Below are 17939 nucleotides of genomic sequence, written 5' to 3' on the forward strand. Positions count from 1 at the left end.
AGCGGTTGGAGCAGCGCCTATGGCGAAGCCGATCCAGCTTGGCAACCCTGTTTCTTGGCCTGATTTTGGCCCCTGTCGGGCGGGCCGTTATTCTTCCTCGGCATCCTTGGGCGGAGCAGCGCGGCCGGGCACGGCGTAGCCTTCGTCGAGCCACTGCAGCAGGTCGCGGTCGCGACAGCGAGTGGAGCAGAAGGGGCTGTGTTCGGCCACGCGGGGCTTGCGGCAGATGGGGCAGGGGCGATCGGTGCGACTCATGATGCCAGTGCCTGCGCGAAGCCGCCGAGCGGTGCAAGCGTGGGGTCGGCTTGCCAGGCGATGGCGCGGCCGGTGCGGCGTACCGCCTCATCGCGCCACTCCGGTTCGACTGCGGCGATCACACGCGGGTGGGCTTGCGCAAGGAGGCTGCCGGGGCGGCTCTCGTCCTCCAGCCGACGCAGCAGCAGAAGCGCGCCGGCGCGCCACGGACCTCCTTGCACGGTGGCGAGTAGCGAGGGGCGCTCCAACCGCGAGATAAGTTGCACGAAGCCGAACCCGTTCATCGCCGTGCGCTGGTGTGGCCAGGTTGCCAGCGCATCGGCCAGCGCCTGGTCGAGCGCGCGCCGGTCCTCTCGGCTCTCCAGGCTGGGAAAGTCGATGCCGATCGATCCGGCAAGATCGAAGCGGCCGATGGCGCCGGCAATCACCGGGACCGCCGCGCGCGCTAGGGCAGGCGGAGGCAAGGTGCCGTCGATGTCGATCAGCGTCATTGCCGGTGTGGGGCTGAGGAGCAGGCTGCCGCTGGGGAAAGCTACGGTGCCGTCCAACACTTCGTTCAGCAACTCGGGCCAGGGGTCTTGCGGGAAGCGGCGAACGGTGCGCACCGGCAGTCCTGTTGCGCGCAAGCCATCAGCCAGGGCAGGGGCGGCACGCGGGCGCGCATCGGTGGGCCGCGCCTGGGCTCGCTTGTAGCGCCCTTTCTCCGCCAGACGCGCACGCGTGACCTGGACGCGCACGGGCGCGCCCTCGCGGGCGTCGGGCGGCAGGCCGTCGACGAGCGCTTCCTCGCCGGTGTCGAACAGCACAGTGCCGCGACGGGCACCGCGCGCGCGCGCGATCAGCTTGGCGTCGGCGATCAATCCGGCGTGGAGGCCGTCGTGGCGCTGCAGGCGAGCGGCCAGGATCTCCCCGCTGTCAACAAGGCCGCCTTCGACAAGGATCGCGCGATCCTCACCGATGCCCTGTTCGACTAGCCACTCAGGCAATCGCGAACCCGGCGGCACGCAGCAGGGCGCGCGTCTCGAACAGCGGCAGGCCGACCACGCCCGAGTGGCTGCCCGAGATCCACGCGATCAGCCCTTCGGCCGCGCCCTGGATGGCGTAGCCGCCTGCCTTGCCCTCCCACTCGCCGCCGGCAAGGTACGCAGCGATCTCCGCGGCGCTGAGCTGCTTGAAGCGCACTGCTGTTTCGGACAGGCGCTCACGCACTTTGCCGTCGGGCGAGCGCAAGGCTACGGCCGAAAGCACGCGGTGGCGGCGCCCGGAGAGTAGTTCCAGGCATTTTCGCGCGGTCGCCTCATCCTCGGCCTTGGGCAGGATGCGTCGGCCAACGGCGACCACCGTGTCGCCCGCGAGCACGCAGGCGTCCTCGCTCGGCACCGCGGCCGCCTTCTCGCGCGCCATGCGCCGCGCGTAAACGCGTGGCTCCTCGCGCGTCGCCGGTGTCTCGTCGATGTCGGCGGCAGCCACGATGTCGGCGGCCAGGCCGAGGCGACCCAGCAGTTCACGCCGCCGCGGGCTGGCCGAGGCGAGGATCAGGCGAGGCATGGGCGACACGTCGGCGATCGAAGTTTCCGCAGGAGCGTTCACGTCGTGGCTCCGGATCGGACGTCAGGAACTAGTAAGCGCCAGGTCCGGGACCACCTCGGCCGGGCATAAATCGATAGGTGATGCGCGCCTTGGTGAGGTCGTAAGGTGTCAGCTCGCACAGGACCTCGTCGCCGACCAGCACGCGAATGCGGTTCTTGCGCATCTTGCCGGCGGTGTGACCAAGCACTTCGTGGCCGTTTTCCAGCTCCACCCGGAACATCGCGTTAGGCAGCAGCTCGACTACCTTGCCGCGCATCTCGAGGAGTTCTTCTTTCGCCATCGGCGATCAGTTTCCGTTTTTCATGTTCATCATCGCGGCGCGACATAGCTACGGCGCATGCAAAAGGGAAGTGTCGCTGGAATCTAGCGCCAGGGTGCTGACTTGCGGGAACTTGTTCGCACTTGCGACAATTTGGTGCACTCCGCGGCTTGTCCCTCGCCCGGCCTGCACGGCAAGGGCTGGTTCACGGCAAATCCGCAGAGAAGTCTGCAGGTCTTCGGAGAACTGGCGTGCGCTCCCTTCTTACTGCTTCCCTACTGGCCGGGGTCTCCCCCGTCGCGGCATTCGCGCAGGATACGGCGCAAGTGTCGCCTCCGGCGGTGCAGTCCCCTGGCAATGACGAGGACGACGAGGAGGACGAGGAACTGCGCAGCGGTGTCGACGCTTCGGGCGAGATCGTCGTCGTTGCCGGGCGCATCAAGGGCGAGGTGCAGACGCCGCAGCAACCGGTTGCCGTTTTCGACGAGGAGGAGATCGCTGCCTATGGCGCGGCCTCGATCGACGAGCTGCTCGACGCGATCTCGCCGCAGACCGGCAGCGGGCGTGGACGCGGCGAGGGGCGGCCCGTGATCCTGCTGAACGGTCAGCGCATCTCCAGCTTCCGCGAAATGCGCTCGATCCCGCCCGAGGCGATCCGCCGCCTGCAAGTGCTGCCCGAGGAAGTGGCGCTGCGCTTCGGCTATCCGCCCAACCAGCGGGTCGTGAACATCATCCTCAAGGACAAGTACCAGAGCAAGCAGGTCTCGGGCGAGTTCAACTATCCCACGCGCGGCGGCTATTCGAACTACGAGGTCGAGGCCGGCACCTTCCGCATCGATGGCCAGCGGCGCACGACGATCGAGACCAAGATCACCGACACCTCGCTGCTCACCGAAGCCGAGCGCAACGTGATCCAGGAGCCTGGTACGGTGCCGACGGTGGCGGGCGATCCCGATCCAGCGCGCTACCGCAGTCTGGCGGCATCGAGCCGGGTGATCACGCTGGGCGGCACCTCGGCGATGGGACTGGGCAAGGACGGTATCGGCGGCGGCCTGACGGTAAACGGCGCCTATACGCGCACCGACACCCGCTCGCTCTCCGGTCTCGACACGGTGCAGCTGACTGCGCCCAACGGCACCACCGCGCTGCGCAGTCTAGACGATCCGCTGCGTACGCGGGCGGCGTCTGACGCCTTCCAGGCCGGGCTTGCCTACAACCGTCCGCTGGGTGCCTGGCAGCTCACCGGCACGGTCGACGCGGGCTATACCGATGCGACCACCAAGGTGGACCGGCGCCTGACCTCCACACAGCTGGCCGGCCTGCGCGATGCGGCGGCGGCGGGTACGCTGGCGATCGCCGGGCCGCTTCCCAGCCTAGCGGACAACGGCTTCGATACCGCGCGTTCCAAGGACCTGACCGCCAGCTCGCTCGTGACCCTGGCCGGCAACGTCCTGCGCCTGCCCGCTGGCGAGGCCGCCGCCACCGTGCGGGCCGGGTTCGACTACAGCCGCAGCGACAATCGAGACACGCGCAACGACTTCGGCTCGGTGGTGCTCGATCGCAGCGACGCCTCCGCCGGCATAAACCTGGCGCTGCCGCTGACCAGCAAGCGCGAGAACGTGCTCGGCGCGATCGGCGACTGGACGCTGAACCTCTCTGGCGGGATCGACCACCTGTCGGACTTCGGCACGCTGACCGACTGGAGCGCCGGCCTGACCTGGAACCCGACGAGCAAGCTCAGCTTCCAGGCGAGCTACATCGTCAACGAAGCGGCGCCTTCGCTAAGCCAGCTGGGCAGCCCCAACGTGCTGTCCTACAACGTCACCACGTATGACTTCACCCGCGGCGAGACGGCGCTGGTGACGGTGACCTCGGGCGGCAATCCCGATCTGGTCGCCGAGAAGCAGCGCGACATCAAGCTCTCGGCGAACTGGCAGTTGCCGCTGTTTCAGCGCTCCAACCTGGTGGTCGAATACTTCCGCAACCGGTCGAGCGACGTGACGCAGTCGTTCCCGCTTCTGACGCCGGCGATCGAAGCCGCCTTCCCCGGCCGAGTGACGCGCGACGCCTCGGGTCGCCTGGTGTCGATCGATCGTCGTCCGGTGACCTTCGACGAGATCGCCAGCTCGCGCATGCGCTGGGGCCTGAATTTCGGCGGTCGGCTCGGCAGCGCCGAGGCGCAAGGCGGGCAAGGCCGTGGCGAGCGGGGCGGGGCGATGGGTATGCTGGGCCAGGCGCTCGGCGGCCCGGGCGGGCCTGGCGGACCTCCGCCGCCACCGCCAAGCGGTGGCTCGAACGCAAGCGGCGGTGGCGGCGGCCGGGGAGTGCAGGTCTCCATGCCCATCGAGCGCACGCCCTTCACCATCTCGATGATGGCGGGCATGTCGCGGTCCTTGGGGTTGCGCCAAGCAGCACCCATGCAGAAGCGGGTCGAGCCCTGGTCACGCGCCTGCGCGGCGCGCTGCAGCACCTGCTGCACTTCGAGCAGCTTGGTCGCCTTGACGCCCGAGTTCGCCGAGACGGACTGCGAGCAGTAGCCGCAGTCCTCCACACAGCCGCCGGTCTTGATCGACAGCAGCGTGGAGAGCTGCACTTCGGCGGGGTCGAAGCTCTGCCGATGCACCTCGGCGGCGCGGTAGACCAGTTCGGTGAACGGCAGGTCGAACAACGCGGCGATCTCGTCGCGGGTCCAGTCGGTGCGGGGCTGCGTGTAGGTCATCGGGTCAGGCCTGTGCGAAGAGGGGCGGAATGGCCGCGAGTTCATCCGAGGTGCTGGTCGGGTCGAGGTAGTCGCCGAGCTTGCGGATCTGATCGGCGTGGGCGGCAAGGTCCTCGGGACCATGGTCAGGGTCGAACCATCCCTCGCCAACCACAAACCCCACTCTCGCGACCTTGCCGGAGGAGCTGGAGAAGACCTCGCCGTTGATGGTCGTATCCCGATGGGCGAGCCAGAGAACGGTCGGAGTGACGGCCGCAGGCGGTCCCATCGGCACGCGACCGCCGCGGATATCGGCCTGCCAGTCGTTGCCGCTTGCCTCCTTGCCGTCGAAGAAGGCGTCGCGGTTCATGCGCGTGACCGCCATCGGAGCGACCGCGTTCACGGTAATGCCGGTGCCCGCGACTTCTTGTGCCAGGCACTTCGTCAGGCCAGCGACGCCCAGCTTGGCAGCGCCATAGGCGACCAGCGTCTCGTTGCCGGCGAACCCGGCGTTCGAGGTCGTGTTGACTATGCGGCCGTATCCTTGCTGCGCCATATGGGACCAGACGGCGGCACACATGTGGAAGGTGCCATCGAGCGTCACCGCCTGCATGGCGCGCCAGTCCTCGTCGCGGATCTGCGGCAGCGGCGCGAAGCTGATGATGCCAGCATTGTTGACCAGCACCGTGACCTTGCCAAACGCGCCGAGCGCGGCTTGCACGATCGCCTCCGCGCCGGCGCGGGTTGCGACCGAGTTGCGGTCGGCCACGGCGCGACCACCCTTCGCGACGATCTCGTCGACGACCGTCTGGGCGACGCCATGTTCGGCACCTTCCTCGATGCCGGGATCGTTGACGACCACCGCCGCTCCGCGCACTGCGAAGCCGAGCGCGTGTTCGCGGCCGAGACCGCGACCGGCCCCGGTTACGATCACGACATCGTCGTCGAAGCGCATTTCGCGTTGGCTCACTGCGGGATCTCGAACAGGCCCGCCGCACCCATGCCGCCGGCGATGCACATCGACACTACAGCATAGCGCGCGCCGCGACGCCGCGCCTCGAGTAGGACGCTGCCGGTCATCCGGGCGCCCGACATGCCGAAGGGATGGCCAAGCGCAATTGCGCCGCCGTTCACATTGATCTTCTCCGGATCGATGCCGAGCGTGTCGCGGCAGTAGAGGTACTGACTGGCGAAGGCCTCGTTGATCTCCCAAAGGTCGATGTCGGAGACCTTCAGACCGGCGCGGTCCAGCAACTTGGGAACGGCGAAGACCGGGCCGATGCCCATCTCCTCGGGCCCGCAGCCAGCAGCCTGGAAACCGCGGAAGATGCCGAGGATGTCCTTGCCTTCGGCCTCGGCGGTGGCGCGATCCATCAGGATCTGCGCGGCAGCGCCATCCGATAGCTGGCTCGCGTTGCCAGCCGTGATGAAGCGGCCTTCCTTGATGATCTGGCCGTCCTTCCACACCGGCTTGAGCTTCGCGAGGCCCTCGGCGGTGGTTTCGCCGCGGATGCCCTCGTCGGCCGCGAGCGTCACGGTTTCCGTGCCGGTGACGCTACCGTCCTTGGCGATCACGTTCTTGGTGACGGTGATGGGCGCGATTTCGTCGGCGAGGCGACCGGCTGCCGTAGCATCAGCCGCGCGCTGGTGGCTCAACGCTGCGATCTCATCCTGCGCTTCGCGGCTGATGCCGTAGCGCTCGGCGACAATCTCCGCGGTTTCGATCATCGCCATGTAGGCGTGCGGCTGCTGGTCGATCACGACCTGGGGCTGGCCGCGGTAAGTCGGCGCATGCGCGTTGCGGGTGTGCGTGATCGACTCCGCACCGCCGGTCAGCGCGACGTCGATATCGTTCGCCATGATGCTGCGCGCAGCAAGGGCGAGGGTGGTCAGGCCCGAACCGCACTTGCGATCGAGCGTGGTGCCCGGAATAGTCAGCGGCAGGCCCGCGGCGAAGCTGGCGGTCCGGGCGAGATTGCTGCCCTGGGTACCCCATTGGGTGCCGACGCCGACCAGCACGTCGTCGATGCGGGCAGGGTCGATATCCGCGCGGCGGATCGCCTCGTTCATCACGTGGCCCATGAACTCGGGCGCATCAGTGTTGTTGAACGCGCCCTTGAATGCCTTGGCGACGCCGGTGCGGGCGGTGGAGATGATAGCGGCTTCACGCATGAACTAGTCTTTCGTTGGTGATCGTGCCGACCGGGTCGGCGAGGAAGGTGTCCACCAGCGCACAGAAAGCCTCTCGGCGTTGGTGGTGGAGCCAGTGGCTGGCGTCGGCGAAGCGGACGAGGCGGTGCTGGCGCAGGCGCGCGAGCCGCTCGGCCGGAGGGCGCGGGATCCAGCTGTCGTCCCCGTAGGCGAGCAGCGTGGGGCATGCGACGGCATCGAGGATCTGGTCCAGGCCGGTGCCGCTTTGGTCCTCGGGTGGACGCAAGCGGCAGGCGAGATCGTACTTCCAGCGGTAGCCGTGCACCGGATCCTGAATCACCCCGTAACGGGTGAGGTGAGCGACGGTAGCGGCATCGATGCCGGGGTTGGCCGCCGCCATCCGCTCCTGCGCAGTCTGGAGGTCCGGGTAATAGCGCTTCGAGACCGTCTGGCGCTTGGCCTCGTCGCCGATCCACTTGCGCACGCGCTGCGGATAGGGCGTCGGGCTGGCGCGCTCGTCGCGGACCAGGGGCAATTCGATGCACTCGATCAGCAACTGGCTCTCGACCCGTTCGGGGAAGCTGGCTGCGTAACGCAGGACGATGTGGCCGCCGAGCGAGTGGCCGACGATCTTGATCGGCTCGGACGACAGGGTGTCGACGATCTGCGCGAGATCCAGCACATACTGGGGCAAGCCGTAGTTGCCGTCGCGCATCCAGTCGCTGTCGCCATGGCCGCGCATGTCGGGTGCGAAGACGTGGTAGTGGTCCGAAAGATGCGCGCCGACCCAATCCCAGCTGTGCGCGTGGTCGCGCATGCCGTGCTGGAGCAGGACGATCGGCGCGCCCGGCTCGCCCCACTCGAGGACTGCGCGCCGGCTGCCCTGGATGTCGATAAAGCGGAGGCGGCCAGGGATCGGAGTGTCGGTCACGCCGTCGCCCCCTCGAACTGATCGCGCAGCGCGCGGCGCAGGATCTTGCCGGTGGGACCCTTGGGCAGCTGCGGCAGGATCTCGATCGCAGCCGGCACCTTGAAGCGGGCGAGCTGTTCCTGACAGTGCGCGATCAGGGCCCCCGCGCTGGTGGAGCAGCCATCGGCGAGCGCCACGAAGCCCACAGGCACTTCGCCCAACATAGCGTCGCCGCGCGCCACTACCGCGACCTCGGCCACGCCAGGCGCCTGGTAGAGCACTTCCTCGATCTCGATCGGGTAGATGTTCTGGCCGCCGCGTATGATAACGTCCTTCTTGCGGTCGACGATGTAGGCATAGCCCTCGGGATCGATCAGGCCGATGTCGCCGGTGCGCAGCCAGCCGTCGCGCAGTGCCTCGTGGGTGTCGACCGGCGAGCGGTAGTAGCCCGCCATCAGATTGGGGCCGCGCACGACGATCTCGCCGGTCTGACCGGCTGGGACCTCCAGGCCAGTATCGTCGTGGATGGCGAGTTCCATGCCATCCAAGACCCGGCCGATGGTCCGGCCCCGCTCGATCTCGCCATCGGCATCCAGCCGCACTTGCGTGAGCGTGACTAGCGCCGTCGCCTCGGTGAGGCCGTAGCCGGTCAGGACCTCCACATCAGGAGCCGCGCTCAGGATGCGCTTGAGTAGGGCGGAGGGCACCGGCGCGCCGCCGGTCATGATCAGCCGCAGGCTTTGCAGCGAGGCGGTGCGCGCGTCGGGATGATCGAAGACCTTCTGCAGCATCGTCGGCACCGCAGGCAAGAAGGTGCAGCGGTGCCGCTCGATTGCGGCGAGGCAGGCGGCGGCGTCGAACCTGTCCAGCAGCACCATCGTGGCACCGGTCACCAGCATGGCATTGATGCACTGGTTGAGACCGAAGGTGTTGTAGAGCGGCAGCGCGCAGAGGATCACATCGTCCTGGCTGAGCCCAAGCCAAGCCGGTGTGCGGTCGTAGTTGGCGGCGAGGTTAGCCCCGGTCAGCGCGACGCCCTTGGCCCTGCCAGTCGTCGCGCTCGTCAGCAAGTGCATGGCCGGCGCGGCGGGATCGACGTCAGCCAGTGCGGCAAGCGGCTCGTCGTTGCCGCTATCAGGGCCGACGAGGATTACCGCGGCATGAAGCGCCACCGCGTCGAGAGGCTCGGCCAGTTCTGCCGTGGTGATCAGGAACGCCAGATCGCAACTCTGAGCCGCATGCGCGATCTCGCCGGCACGATAGAGGGTGTTGAGCGGCGTCACCGCCGCGCCGAGTGCGAACAGCGCTTGCTGCACGATCACGAACTGAGGTGACGACGGAAGCAGGATGCCGACGTGACTGCCTTCGCGTACGCCATGGCGGGCAAGCATGCCGGCCATCAGCAGCACTTCGCGCGCCAGTTCGGCAAAGGTGATTGCCCGATCCGTGAAGATCATCGCTGGTTTGTCGGAGCAGTCGCCGGCACGCTCGAACAGGGCGGTGGCGCGATTAAACACGTGCGTCAGCCTTCGCCGCTGTGAGGCTGCCTTCCGCGAGCAACTGAGGGCCAAGACCGTAAGTACGCAGCGCGGTACCTGCGAAAAGGTCAGCGCGCTCGCTTTCCGTCAATGCCCCGGTCAGGCGCTTGAACGCGTTCCACAGGGTTCGATACGAGTACATCGCCTTGTCGACCGGGAAGTTGCTCTCGAACATGCAGCGCTGCGCACCGAACAGCTCGATGCAGGTCTCGACATAAGGCCGCCAAGCTTCGGCAAGCTCTTCGGAGGTGGGCGGCAGCGGGCGCTCATGCCATGTCGGGCCGCACACGATCATGCCGAAGCCGCCGACCTTCACGTGCACGTTCGGGCATTGCGCGAGCGCCGCCATGTCCTTGCGCCACGTGGTGAGCAGTTCCGCCTCGCGTCCCTCGTATGGTCCGACGCCGAGAATGCAGCCGATGTGGTCGAGCACGATCGTCAGCCCGGGCAGCGCTTGCGCCATTTGTGTGAGTTCGGGAATCTGCGCGTGATAGAGCATGGCGTCGTAGACGAGGCCTTGCCGTTCCAGGGCCTGCAAGCCCTGACGGTAAGCTGCATCCGCAAGCAGACCTGCCGGCGCAGGGCGCAGGACGATGCCGTTGGGGAACAGCTCGTCGCGCGACACCGAGTGGCGGATGCCGCACAATGCATCGCTTGCGACATCGAAATGCGCTTCCAGCACGTCATTGACCAGTTCGCCCAAGGTGAGGTCGGCATGCGCAACGATGCCCTCGGCAATACGCGTCGCGCATCCACCCGCGCGTGCGGCGGCGCGGACCGCCATGAAGGCCTCGGTTTCACCCACGGGAGCGAGGCTGGCGGGGCCATGTTGGCGATAGGCATAGTGTGCCTGAACCGCGACAGTGGCGCGAACGTCATGCCCGTCGCTGGCGTCCGCGCACAATTCGTCGAGCAAGTACGGCTCGCCGTGCTCTTCCCACAAGTGATGATGCGGATCGATGATCGGCAGCGCCGGGTCGATGACCTCCTCGACGCGCTGCGACAGCCAGTCTGCTCGTGGTGGCGGGTACCGGAACTTGCCGGTCACATCCAAACCCATCAGTTCATCTCCATCCCGCTTCCGATCTTGTTTCGGGATTTTGCCGAATGCAACCGGAAAGAATCGCGTTTTATCCTGCGCGTTGTCGCTAGCACATGCTTGTAGACGAATTTTCATAATCCGACAAATCGTCGAATTTGAGATTGACGGCGGCAATGGTGCGGCATACCACCAAGCCAAGGGCGGTGGCTCCAGCCGATGAATCGGCGGCGCATAAGCCGGCTTTGCTGGAACGAGGATTGCACTGATGGCGCTAAAGAAGGTGGCGGTCGTAGCGACTGCCCAGACCGAATTGCGGCCTGCCTGGCGGGACGCACAGCATATCGACCTAATCTCGTCGGTCGTCACTTCCGTGTTCAAGGGATCGGGTTTCTCGATCGACGACGTCGACTTCGTGATCGACTCCGGGAGCGACGTGCTCGACGGCCGCTCAATCTCGAACTGCGGCTTTTTGGGTGCGCTCGGTGCGCACCACAAGGAAGAGGCGCGCGTCGAAGAAGACGGCATCTATTCGGCGCTCTACGGCGTCAACAAGATCCGCTCGGGCGCCGCTTCGCTGGGTCTCATCGTGGCCTACTCGAAGCCCTCGGAATCGATCGTCGACAACTACTGGGTCTCGCAGGTCGATCCTTATTACCAGCGGCCGGTCGGCTTCAGCCAGCGTGCCGCCAGCGGCATCCAGGCCCAGCGCTACCTCGCTGCGAGCGGCTTGTCGGAGCGCCAGATCGCCGAGATCGTTGCCAAGCGGTGGGAAGCTGCACAGGCGAACGGCGGCGTTCAGATCGACAGCCTGCCCGATGTTGACGCGGTGCTCGGTTCGTCCGAGTGCGCAGCGCCGCTCACCGACCTGATGATGGCGCGACCCCTCGATGGCGCTGTCGCCATCCTGATCGCCAGCGAAGACCTGGCGCGCCGCAGTGGCGGCAATCCGGTGTTCGTCACCGGCATGGGTTCGGGCACTGACAGCCACTCTTTTGCAGATCGCGATACCTCGCGATTGCGTTCGCTAGAGAGCGCAGCGGCCATGGCGGCTCGCGCATCGGGCTGGTCGGCGAAGGAAGCTGATATTGCCGAGATCAGCGCTTCGTCGGTCGTCGGCGAACTACTCGCGATCGAAGGCCTTGGTCTCGCCGAAAGCGGCAAGGGCCTTGATCAGGCCTTCGACGGCAAGGTCGCGGTGAACCGCTCGGGCGGCGCACTCCCTGCCGATCCGATCATGGCGACGGGCCTCGTGCGCATGGTGGAAGCGGTGCGCCAACTGCGCGAGCCGCAGCTCTACGGTGGCGGCAACCCGCAGCGGGCCGTCGTTCACGGCGCCATCGGCGTCGGCATGCAGGGCAACTGCGTCTTCAATCTCGAGGTTTGATCATGGGTCATCATGTAGGAATTGTCGGCGTTGGCCAGACGCACCACGCGCGCCGCCGTACCGATGTCGGCCCCGCCGGCCTCGTTCGTGAAGCGGTCGATCGCGCGCTCGCCGATGCGAAGCTGACGATCGAGGATATCGACAGCGTCGTCGTCGCCAGCGGCCCTGTGCTGTTCGCTGCCGTCAACCACCCCGAGCTGTGGGTCGCCAACGCGATCGGCGCGCAGAACAAGCCTGTCATGCGCGTCACCAGCGGCGGCGGTGCCGGCTTTGCCGGTGCACTCGCAGGCTATTACCAAGTGGCGGGCGGCTATGCCCAGCGCACCCTGGTGGTCGCTTACGACAAGCTGTCGGAAGGGCCGCTGCAGTACTCGATCTCGACGCTTTACGACCCGTTCTGGGGCCGTGAGTTCGCGGTCGGCATCATGGGCTTCTCGGCCGCTTACTGGCGTGCCCGCATGGACGTGCTCGGCCACACGGAGGAAGCGGCCGCGATGGTGGCGGTGAAGAACCGCGGCAATGCGGTGAACAACCCCTATGCGCACTTCAAGAAGCCGACGACGGTGGAGGAAGTGCTCGCGTCCAAGCCACTGTGCTGGCCGATCAAGCTGCACGACGTGCCGCCGATCTCGGACGGCGCTGCCGCCATCGTCCTCTCGAACGAGAAGATGGCGCATCACTCGACCGACCGTCCCGCCTGGATCCAGGGTATGGCTTACTGCTGCGAGGCCGACAATGCCGCCGAGCGTTCGCTGATGCTGTCGGAGCCGCTCGCGCTTGCATCGAAGATGGTCTACCGCGCCGCCGGCATCACCAACCCGCGCCGCCAGTTCGACGTGGTTGAGGTGCAGGAGCCGTACTCCTGCTTCGAGCTCAACTACTACGAGAGCCTCGGTCTGTGTCCTCCGGGCCAGGCGGCCGAGCTGATCGCTTCGGGCGCCACCCAGCTCGACGGCGACATCCCGGTCAACCCTTCGGGCGGCTGCATGGGCGCAAACCCGATCGGCGCGGTCGGCGTGATCCGCCTGATCGAGGCCGCGACGCAAGTCATGGGCCGCAACGAGAGCCACCAGATCAAGGACGCCAAGCTCGCGCTCGTGCAGTCCGGCGGAGGCTGGGCAAACTTGCGCGGCTGCGCCGTCCTGAGCGCTTGAGGGAGAGCAGACATGTACTCAGCACCCGAAACACAGCCGATCGAACTCCCCACGTTCCATGCGGAAATCAGCCTTCCCTACACGCTGACCCCCGGCAAGGCGGTGGGCACGTTCCTGGCCGAAGTGAAGAACCGCCGCATCGTCGGCACCCGCTTCCCCGATGGCACGGTGATCGCGCCGGCGCAGGACTTCTCGCCTACCCATGGCGAGATGATGGAGAGCTTCGTCGAGGCTCCGCAGACCGGCGAACTCACTGCCTTCACCCGCTCCGACGGCCACATCATCGGCTTCATCAAGCTGGATGGCTGCACCAACGAATTCGCCCATCGCATTCTGGGCGACTTTGGTGACCTCAAGATCGGCCAGCGCGTGCAGGCCGAGTGGGACGACAGCGTCCAGGAGTCCGTCCTTGCGATCAAGGGCTTCCGTCCGGCCGCCGATGCGCCGGTGGGTTCGGTCGCGCCGCTGAGCGAAACCGAGGAAGCGCTGGGCACGATCAAGTACGCACTCTCGCTCCCTTATGAGCATGCCTATGGTCCGTATTACGGGCGCATGTTCGACGAGATTAAGGAGAACGGCCGCGTCATGGGCGTGCGCTCGCCGGGTAGCGACCTCGCACTGTTGCCCCCGCGCGAGGTGGACGACATCTCGCACAAGCACACCGGCACCTGGAAGACGTGCGCCGACACCGGCACCATCCGCGGCTGCTCGATCATCAACATGGAGTTCCTGGGCCAGACCCGCGAGCCCCCTTACGTCTATGCCGAGATCGTGCTCGACGGCGCCTCGACCCGCCTCATCCATATGATCGAGATCGAGAGCCTGGAGCACGCCAAGGAGCACATCAAGCCGGGCACCCGCGTCCGCGCAATCTGGAAGGAAGGCGAACGCATCGGATCGATGGCTGACATCGACCGCTTCGAGGTGATCGAAGAGTGAGCAACTGGACCGTCACCTCCCTGCGCATCGGCGAGCTGTACCTGCCTCACGGGGCAGGGCTGCAGCGCGACCCGATCCATGTCTGGCTTGCCCGTGACGGTCAGCACAATGTGCTGATCGACACTGGGATGGCCGACGTGGCGCTGGTCACCAAGCGACTCAAGGTCGAGGGCTGGGGTGGCGGTCACGCGACACTGACCAAGGTTCTGGCCGAAGAGGGCCTGACGCCCGGTGATATCGACCATATCGTCCTGACACACGGCCACTTCGACCATGCCGAGAACCTCGACTTGTTCCCGGACGCCTGCGTGGTGATCCAGCGAGACGAGATCTCGCACGCGGCGGATCCGGTGCCTTCGCAGCGGATCTATTACTGGGCCTCGACGATCGGCAATCTTGTCGCACGCCGGCGGGGATCGCAGATCCGCGCGCTGGACGGCGACTGCGATCTGTTCGAGGGTTTCCGCATTCTCAAGGTGCCGAGCCACACGCCCGGCATGCAAGTGCCGATTATCACCACCGAGAAGGGCAAGGTGGCAGTCGCCTCGGACTTGGGCGACCACTATCGCTACTGGTATCCGGCCGACCCGCGCGCCACGGACCGCCCGCAGCGCTCGCTGTCCGACGCGTTCATGACCGGCAACATTCGCAGCGAAAGCGAGCGCGACTGGCAAGCGGCGATGCGCCGGGTTCGCGACGCTTCCGACATCGTCATCCCCGCCCATGACTTCCGCATTCCGGTCCGCGTGCCGGAGCAGTGGTTCGCAATCCCGGAATCGACCGCCGGCGACTTGGCTCACGAGCCGCCGCCGTCGCCGACCTCCTGAAAGGCCTCCCGAGCATGTCCTACGAAAACATCATCGTCGAGGTGAGCGACCGCATCGCCACTCTGACGCTCAACCGTCCCGACGCGATGAACGCGACCACCGATGGTCTCTATGGCGAGATGGCCGATGCGTTGCCCAAGCTGCGCAAGGATCCCGAAGTCTCGTGCGTTATTCTGACCGGGGCAGGCCGGGGCTTCTGCGCCGGCGCCGACCTCAAAAACCGCCGTACCGACCTGACGCCGCTGCAGTTGAGCGCGCGTCACCGCTGGATTCTCAAGAACGTGCTGCAGCCGCTGCACGATATCGAGAAGCCAGTGATCGCCGCCGTTAACGGTGCGGCCGCGGGCGCCGGTGCGAACATGGTGCTCGCCTGCGATTTCGCGATCGCCAGCGAGAACGCCAGCTTTACCCAGGCTTTCGCGAAAGTCGGCCTGGTGCCTGATCTGGGCGGCCTGTTCTTCCTGCAACGCGCCGTCGGGATCGCCCGGGCCAAGGAGCTCGCCTATTCCGCGCGCAAGGTGGCCGCGGCAGAGGCACTGGAACTCGGCCTCGTGCAGAAGGTCGTGCCACATGACGAGCTGCTGTCCACCGCACGCGAGATGGCGCTGGCGATCAGCCGAAATGCGCCAACCGCGATCGGCATGATGAAGACGCTGTTCAACAAGTCGCAATACGCCACCTTCGACCAGATGGTCGAGTACGAGGCCTACGCGCAGACCGTCGCCTTTGTGTCGCCCGACTACATGGAAGGTGTGATGGCTTTCCGCGAGAAGCGTGCTCCCGAGTTCAAGGGCGGCGCCGCGCAGACCGACGACCAGACCTGGCGCTGAAGGGAGGCAGTCGATGGACTTCAGCTATTCCCCCGATGAGGAAGATTTCCGCCAGCGCCTGCGCAGCTGGCTGAAGGACGCACTGCCGATCGGCTGGGGCGAGACCGTCTTCGAACCCGAGGACGAGGAGGAACGCTACATGTTCCGCCGCGACTGGGACCGTAAGCTGCACTCGGGCGGGTGGACCGGCATCAATTGGCCGATCGAATACGGCGGTCGGGGTGCTACCCTGGTCGAGCGGGCGATCTTCGCCGAGGAAATGGCGCGCGCGCGGGCTCCCGAAAGCCTGAACATCATCGGTCAGAACCTCGCCGGGCCGACGATCCTGACGTACGGCACGGAGGCGCAAAAGGCGCGCTTCCTGCCCAAGATCATCTCGTCGGACGAGATCTGGTGCCAGGGTTTCTCCGAGCCCAACGCCGGCTCCGACCTCGCATCGGTCCGCACGCGGGCGGAGCGGCGTGGCGACAAGTTCATCGTCAATGGCCAGAAGATCTGGACCAGCTACGCACAGTTCTCGCAGTGGTGCTTCGCGCTGGTGCGGACGGACCCCGACGCGCCCAAGCACAAGGGCCTGAGCTTCCTACTGATCGACATGAGCAGCCCGGGCATCTCGATCCGGCCATTGCGCCAGATCTCGGGCGAAAGCGAGTTCAACGAGACCTTCTTCGACGATGTCGAGGTGCCGATCGAGAACCTCGTCGGCGAGGTCAACGAGGGCTGGAAGATCGCCATGACCACGCTCGCCTACGAGCGCGGTCCGGAGGATTGCCTCGGTCGCCAGATCCGGTTCAAGCAGGAGTTGGAGCATCTGATCGATGTTGCGGCTGAGACGCCGCGTCAGGACGGGGTCCTGACCGACGATCCGTTGGTGCTCGAAAAGCTCGGCCGCTCGATCGTCGAAGTCGAAGCCATGCGCCTTGCCGCCCTGCGCAGCTTCAGCCGCTACCTGCACGGCGAGAGCCGCGGACCCGACGCCTCGATCATCAAGCTGTACTGGAGCCACGCGGCGCAGCGCATGTATGAAAATGCGCTCGACATCCTGGGCCCGGAGGCGGTGATATCCGGCAACGATCCGCAGGCAGCCGCCGGCGGCAGGTTCCAGATGAGCTACCTGCAGTCCAAGGCCTTCACGATCTACTCCGGCTCTTCGGAGATCCAGCGCAACATCATTGGCGAGCGGTTGCTCGGCCTGCCGCGCTGAGCGCATAACAGGGGTCAAATATGGATTTCGCCTTCAATGAGGAGCAGCGCAGCCTCGGCGAGACGGTCGCCAAGGTGCTGGCCGATTTCCCGGCGCTGACGGGACCCGATCCCGAGCGCGGGCAGGACGACGCGGCCTGGCAGGCTCTTGCCGAGCTCGGACTGTTCTCGCTGCTGGTGAGCGAGGCTGACGGTGGCGTCGGCCTGACGCTGATCGACGTTGCGCTTGCGGTAGAGGCGCTGGGCAGTGGCCTTGCACCCTCGCTGGTCGCGTCGACGCTGATAGCCACCGAACTGCTCAACCGTTTCGGCACGGCCACTCAAAAGGCCAAGTTCCTGCCGCAGGTCGCTGCCGGTGAACTGCGGATCGCGATCGCGGCGGCCGAGGCGGGCGTGGGCGACGCTCCCGGTGCTGTGGCTTGCAGCTCGACCGGTGGAAGGTTGAGCGGAACCAAGATTGCAGTTGCCGGTGCAGTCGATGCGGACTTGCTGCTGGTTCTCGCCAAGGGCGAGGCAGGCCCCGCGCTGATCCTGGTCGATCCAACGGCTTCTGGAGTCACGATCCGTGAGCATGAAGCGCTCGATCCCTCTGCTGGGCTGTGCGAGGTGCGCCTTGCCGATGTCGCCGTCGAAAGCACGGCCATCTTGGGGCAAGGCTCGGCAGGAGAAGCGGTTGAGACGCTGATCGATGTCGCTGCTACCTTCCATGCTGGCATGGCGATGGGCATCGCTGCGCGAATGCAGGACCTTGCGGTTGAGTACGCCAAGACACGGCAGCAATTCGGCCAGGCAATCGGCGCGTTTCAGTCGATCAAGCACCGCTGTGCCGACATGGCCGTGGCGGTCGAGGTGGGCAGGGCGACCGCATACTACGCATTCTGGGCTTGCACCGGCAACGAGCCTGACCGTTCGCGCAGTGCTTCGGCTGCCAAAGCCTACTGCTCAGAGATCGCGCGAGACGTGTGCAACGATGCGATTCAGATCCACGGCGGTATGGGTTTCACCTGGGAGCTTGGCCTGCATCGCTATCTGCGCCGCGCCAAGGTGATCGAACACGCGTTCGGCGGTCGTGCGTGGCACTATGCCCGTGTCACCACCGAGACGCTGGCGATGCGCGGCGACACCGGCGAGGCGTTGCCAGAGCGCCGGGTGGCTTGAG

At 66.3% G+C, this 17939-nt stretch carries 16 protein-coding genes and 2 pseudogenes; 8 read left to right on the forward strand and 10 right to left on the reverse strand.

All coding sequences use genetic code 11. The features are described 5' to 3' along the window. Positions 1-87: 87 nt before the first annotated feature. The 4 genes from GV044_RS10955 to infA form a co-directional block, all read right to left on the reverse strand. Positions 88-255 (reverse strand): DNA gyrase inhibitor YacG, encoded by a 168-nt coding sequence (locus GV044_RS10955; RefSeq protein ID WP_159869377.1) that lies wholly within the window; start codon positions 253-255, stop codon positions 88-90. Next, on the reverse strand, positions 252-1241 hold the full coding sequence (locus tag GV044_RS10960; RefSeq protein ID WP_159869380.1) for a ribonuclease: 990 nt from the start codon (positions 1239-1241) through the stop codon (positions 252-254). The genes GV044_RS10955 and GV044_RS10960 overlap by 4 nt, the downstream gene beginning before the upstream one ends. Next, the gene (locus GV044_RS10965) at positions 1234-1803 is read right to left on the reverse strand and encodes a nucleoside triphosphate pyrophosphatase (RefSeq protein ID WP_159871289.1); all 570 of its coding nucleotides are present in this window, start codon (positions 1801-1803) and stop codon (positions 1234-1236) included. The genes GV044_RS10960 and GV044_RS10965 overlap by 8 nt, the downstream gene beginning before the upstream one ends. Before the next feature lie 70 nt (positions 1804-1873). Then, on the reverse strand, positions 1874-2125 hold the full coding sequence (infA, locus tag GV044_RS10970) for a translation initiation factor IF-1 (protein ID WP_159869383.1): 252 nt from the start codon (positions 2123-2125) through the stop codon (positions 1874-1876). A 998-nt stretch (positions 2126-3123) separates the two neighbouring features. On the opposite strand from infA, the pseudogene GV044_RS22125 reads away from it, so the two are divergent. Next, positions 3124-4119: pseudogene (locus GV044_RS22125) on the forward strand (TonB-dependent receptor domain-containing protein); the annotation flags it as partial. 311 nt (positions 4120-4430) lie between these two features. On the opposite strand, the pseudogene GV044_RS22130 reads toward GV044_RS22125, so the two are convergent. The 6 genes and pseudogenes from GV044_RS22130 to GV044_RS11005 form a co-directional block, all read right to left on the reverse strand. After that, positions 4431-4823: pseudogene (locus tag GV044_RS22130) on the reverse strand (biotin synthase); the annotation flags it as partial. Between the two features lie 4 nt (positions 4824-4827). Continuing rightward, positions 4828-5772, reverse strand: a complete 945-nt coding sequence (locus GV044_RS10985; protein ID WP_159869386.1) for an SDR family NAD(P)-dependent oxidoreductase — start codon at positions 5770-5772, stop codon at positions 4828-4830. Further along, complete coding sequence (locus GV044_RS10990; protein ID WP_159869389.1) at positions 5769-6974, reverse strand: thiolase family protein; 1206 nt, start codon at positions 6972-6974, stop codon at positions 5769-5771. The genes GV044_RS10985 and GV044_RS10990 overlap by 4 nt, the downstream gene beginning before the upstream one ends. Next, positions 6967-7884: an alpha/beta fold hydrolase gene (locus GV044_RS10995; RefSeq protein ID WP_236554868.1), complete on the reverse strand. Its 918-nt coding sequence runs from the start codon at positions 7882-7884 to the stop codon at positions 6967-6969. Before GV044_RS10995 ends, GV044_RS10990 begins: the two co-directional genes overlap by 8 nt. Next, complete coding sequence (locus GV044_RS11000) at positions 7881-9380, reverse strand: class I adenylate-forming enzyme family protein (RefSeq protein WP_236554869.1); 1500 nt, start codon at positions 9378-9380, stop codon at positions 7881-7883. The genes GV044_RS10995 and GV044_RS11000 overlap by 4 nt, the downstream gene beginning before the upstream one ends. Further along, the gene (locus tag GV044_RS11005) at positions 9373-10461 is read right to left on the reverse strand and encodes an amidohydrolase (RefSeq protein ID WP_159869392.1); all 1089 of its coding nucleotides are present in this window, start codon (positions 10459-10461) and stop codon (positions 9373-9375) included. Before GV044_RS11005 ends, GV044_RS11000 begins: the two co-directional genes overlap by 8 nt. A gap of 247 nt (positions 10462-10708) precedes the next feature. Between GV044_RS11005 and GV044_RS11010 the strand changes: the two genes are divergently transcribed. Genes GV044_RS11010 through GV044_RS11040 form a run of 7 tightly spaced genes read left to right on the forward strand, consistent with a single transcriptional unit; the run spans position 10709 to position 17938 of the window. Further along, on the forward strand, positions 10709-11827 hold the full coding sequence (locus GV044_RS11010) for a 3-ketoacyl-CoA thiolase (protein WP_159869395.1): 1119 nt from the start codon (positions 10709-10711) through the stop codon (positions 11825-11827). 2 nt (positions 11828-11829) lie between these two features. Continuing rightward, positions 11830-12981 (forward strand): propanoyl-CoA acyltransferase, encoded by a 1152-nt coding sequence (locus tag GV044_RS11015; protein WP_159869398.1) that lies wholly within the window; start codon positions 11830-11832, stop codon positions 12979-12981. Between the two features lie 12 nt (positions 12982-12993). Beyond that, on the forward strand, positions 12994-13920 hold the full coding sequence (locus GV044_RS11020) for an OB-fold domain-containing protein (RefSeq protein ID WP_159869401.1): 927 nt from the start codon (positions 12994-12996) through the stop codon (positions 13918-13920). Next, positions 13917-14747, forward strand: coding sequence for an N-acyl homoserine lactonase family protein (locus GV044_RS11025; RefSeq protein ID WP_159869404.1), 831 nt, complete (start codon positions 13917-13919; stop codon positions 14745-14747). The genes GV044_RS11020 and GV044_RS11025 overlap by 4 nt, the downstream gene beginning before the upstream one ends. 14 nt (positions 14748-14761) lie before the next feature. Then, positions 14762-15577 carry an enoyl-CoA hydratase/isomerase family protein gene (locus GV044_RS11030; RefSeq protein WP_159869407.1) on the forward strand — a complete coding sequence of 272 codons (816 nt, stop codon included), beginning with the start codon at positions 14762-14764 and terminating at the stop codon, positions 15575-15577. A gap of 13 nt (positions 15578-15590) precedes the next feature. Continuing rightward, the gene (locus tag GV044_RS11035; protein WP_159869410.1) at positions 15591-16781 is read left to right on the forward strand and encodes an acyl-CoA dehydrogenase; all 1191 of its coding nucleotides are present in this window, start codon (positions 15591-15593) and stop codon (positions 16779-16781) included. Between the two features lie 20 nt (positions 16782-16801). Then, complete coding sequence (locus GV044_RS11040; RefSeq protein ID WP_159869413.1) at positions 16802-17938, forward strand: acyl-CoA dehydrogenase family protein; 1137 nt, start codon at positions 16802-16804, stop codon at positions 17936-17938. Position 17939: the final 1 nt, after the last annotated feature.

Source organism: Novosphingobium sp. 9U, assembly GCF_902506425.1.
Lineage (GTDB): Bacteria > Pseudomonadota > Alphaproteobacteria > Sphingomonadales > Sphingomonadaceae > Novosphingobium.

What these genes read in the sequence shown, in the direction of transcription:
- GV044_RS11015 (WP_159869398.1), top strand. Translation starts at nt 11,830, where the DNA reads ATGGGTCATCATGTAGGAATTGTCGGCGTTGGCCAGACGCACCACGCG.
- GV044_RS10965 (WP_159871289.1), bottom strand. Translation starts at nt 1,803, where the DNA reads ATGCCTCGCCTGATCCTCGCCTCGGCCAGCCCGCGGCGGCGTGAACTG.
- GV044_RS11020 (WP_159869401.1), top strand. Translation starts at nt 12,994, where the DNA reads ATGTACTCAGCACCCGAAACACAGCCGATCGAACTCCCCACGTTCCAT.
- GV044_RS11035 (WP_159869410.1), top strand. Translation starts at nt 15,591, where the DNA reads ATGGACTTCAGCTATTCCCCCGATGAGGAAGATTTCCGCCAGCGCCTG.
- GV044_RS10990 (WP_159869389.1), bottom strand. Translation starts at nt 6,974, where the DNA reads ATGCGTGAAGCCGCTATCATCTCCACCGCCCGCACCGGCGTCGCCAAG.
- GV044_RS11030 (WP_159869407.1), top strand. Translation starts at nt 14,762, where the DNA reads ATGTCCTACGAAAACATCATCGTCGAGGTGAGCGACCGCATCGCCACT.
- GV044_RS11010 (WP_159869395.1), top strand. Translation starts at nt 10,709, where the DNA reads ATGGCGCTAAAGAAGGTGGCGGTCGTAGCGACTGCCCAGACCGAATTG.
- GV044_RS11005 (WP_159869392.1), bottom strand. Translation starts at nt 10,461, where the DNA reads ATGGGTTTGGATGTGACCGGCAAGTTCCGGTACCCGCCACCACGAGCA.
- infA (WP_159869383.1), bottom strand. Translation starts at nt 2,125, where the DNA reads ATGGCGAAAGAAGAACTCCTCGAGATGCGCGGCAAGGTAGTCGAGCTG.
- GV044_RS10955 (WP_159869377.1), bottom strand. Translation starts at nt 255, where the DNA reads ATGAGTCGCACCGATCGCCCCTGCCCCATCTGCCGCAAGCCCCGCGTG.
- GV044_RS11040 (WP_159869413.1), top strand. Translation starts at nt 16,802, where the DNA reads ATGGATTTCGCCTTCAATGAGGAGCAGCGCAGCCTCGGCGAGACGGTC.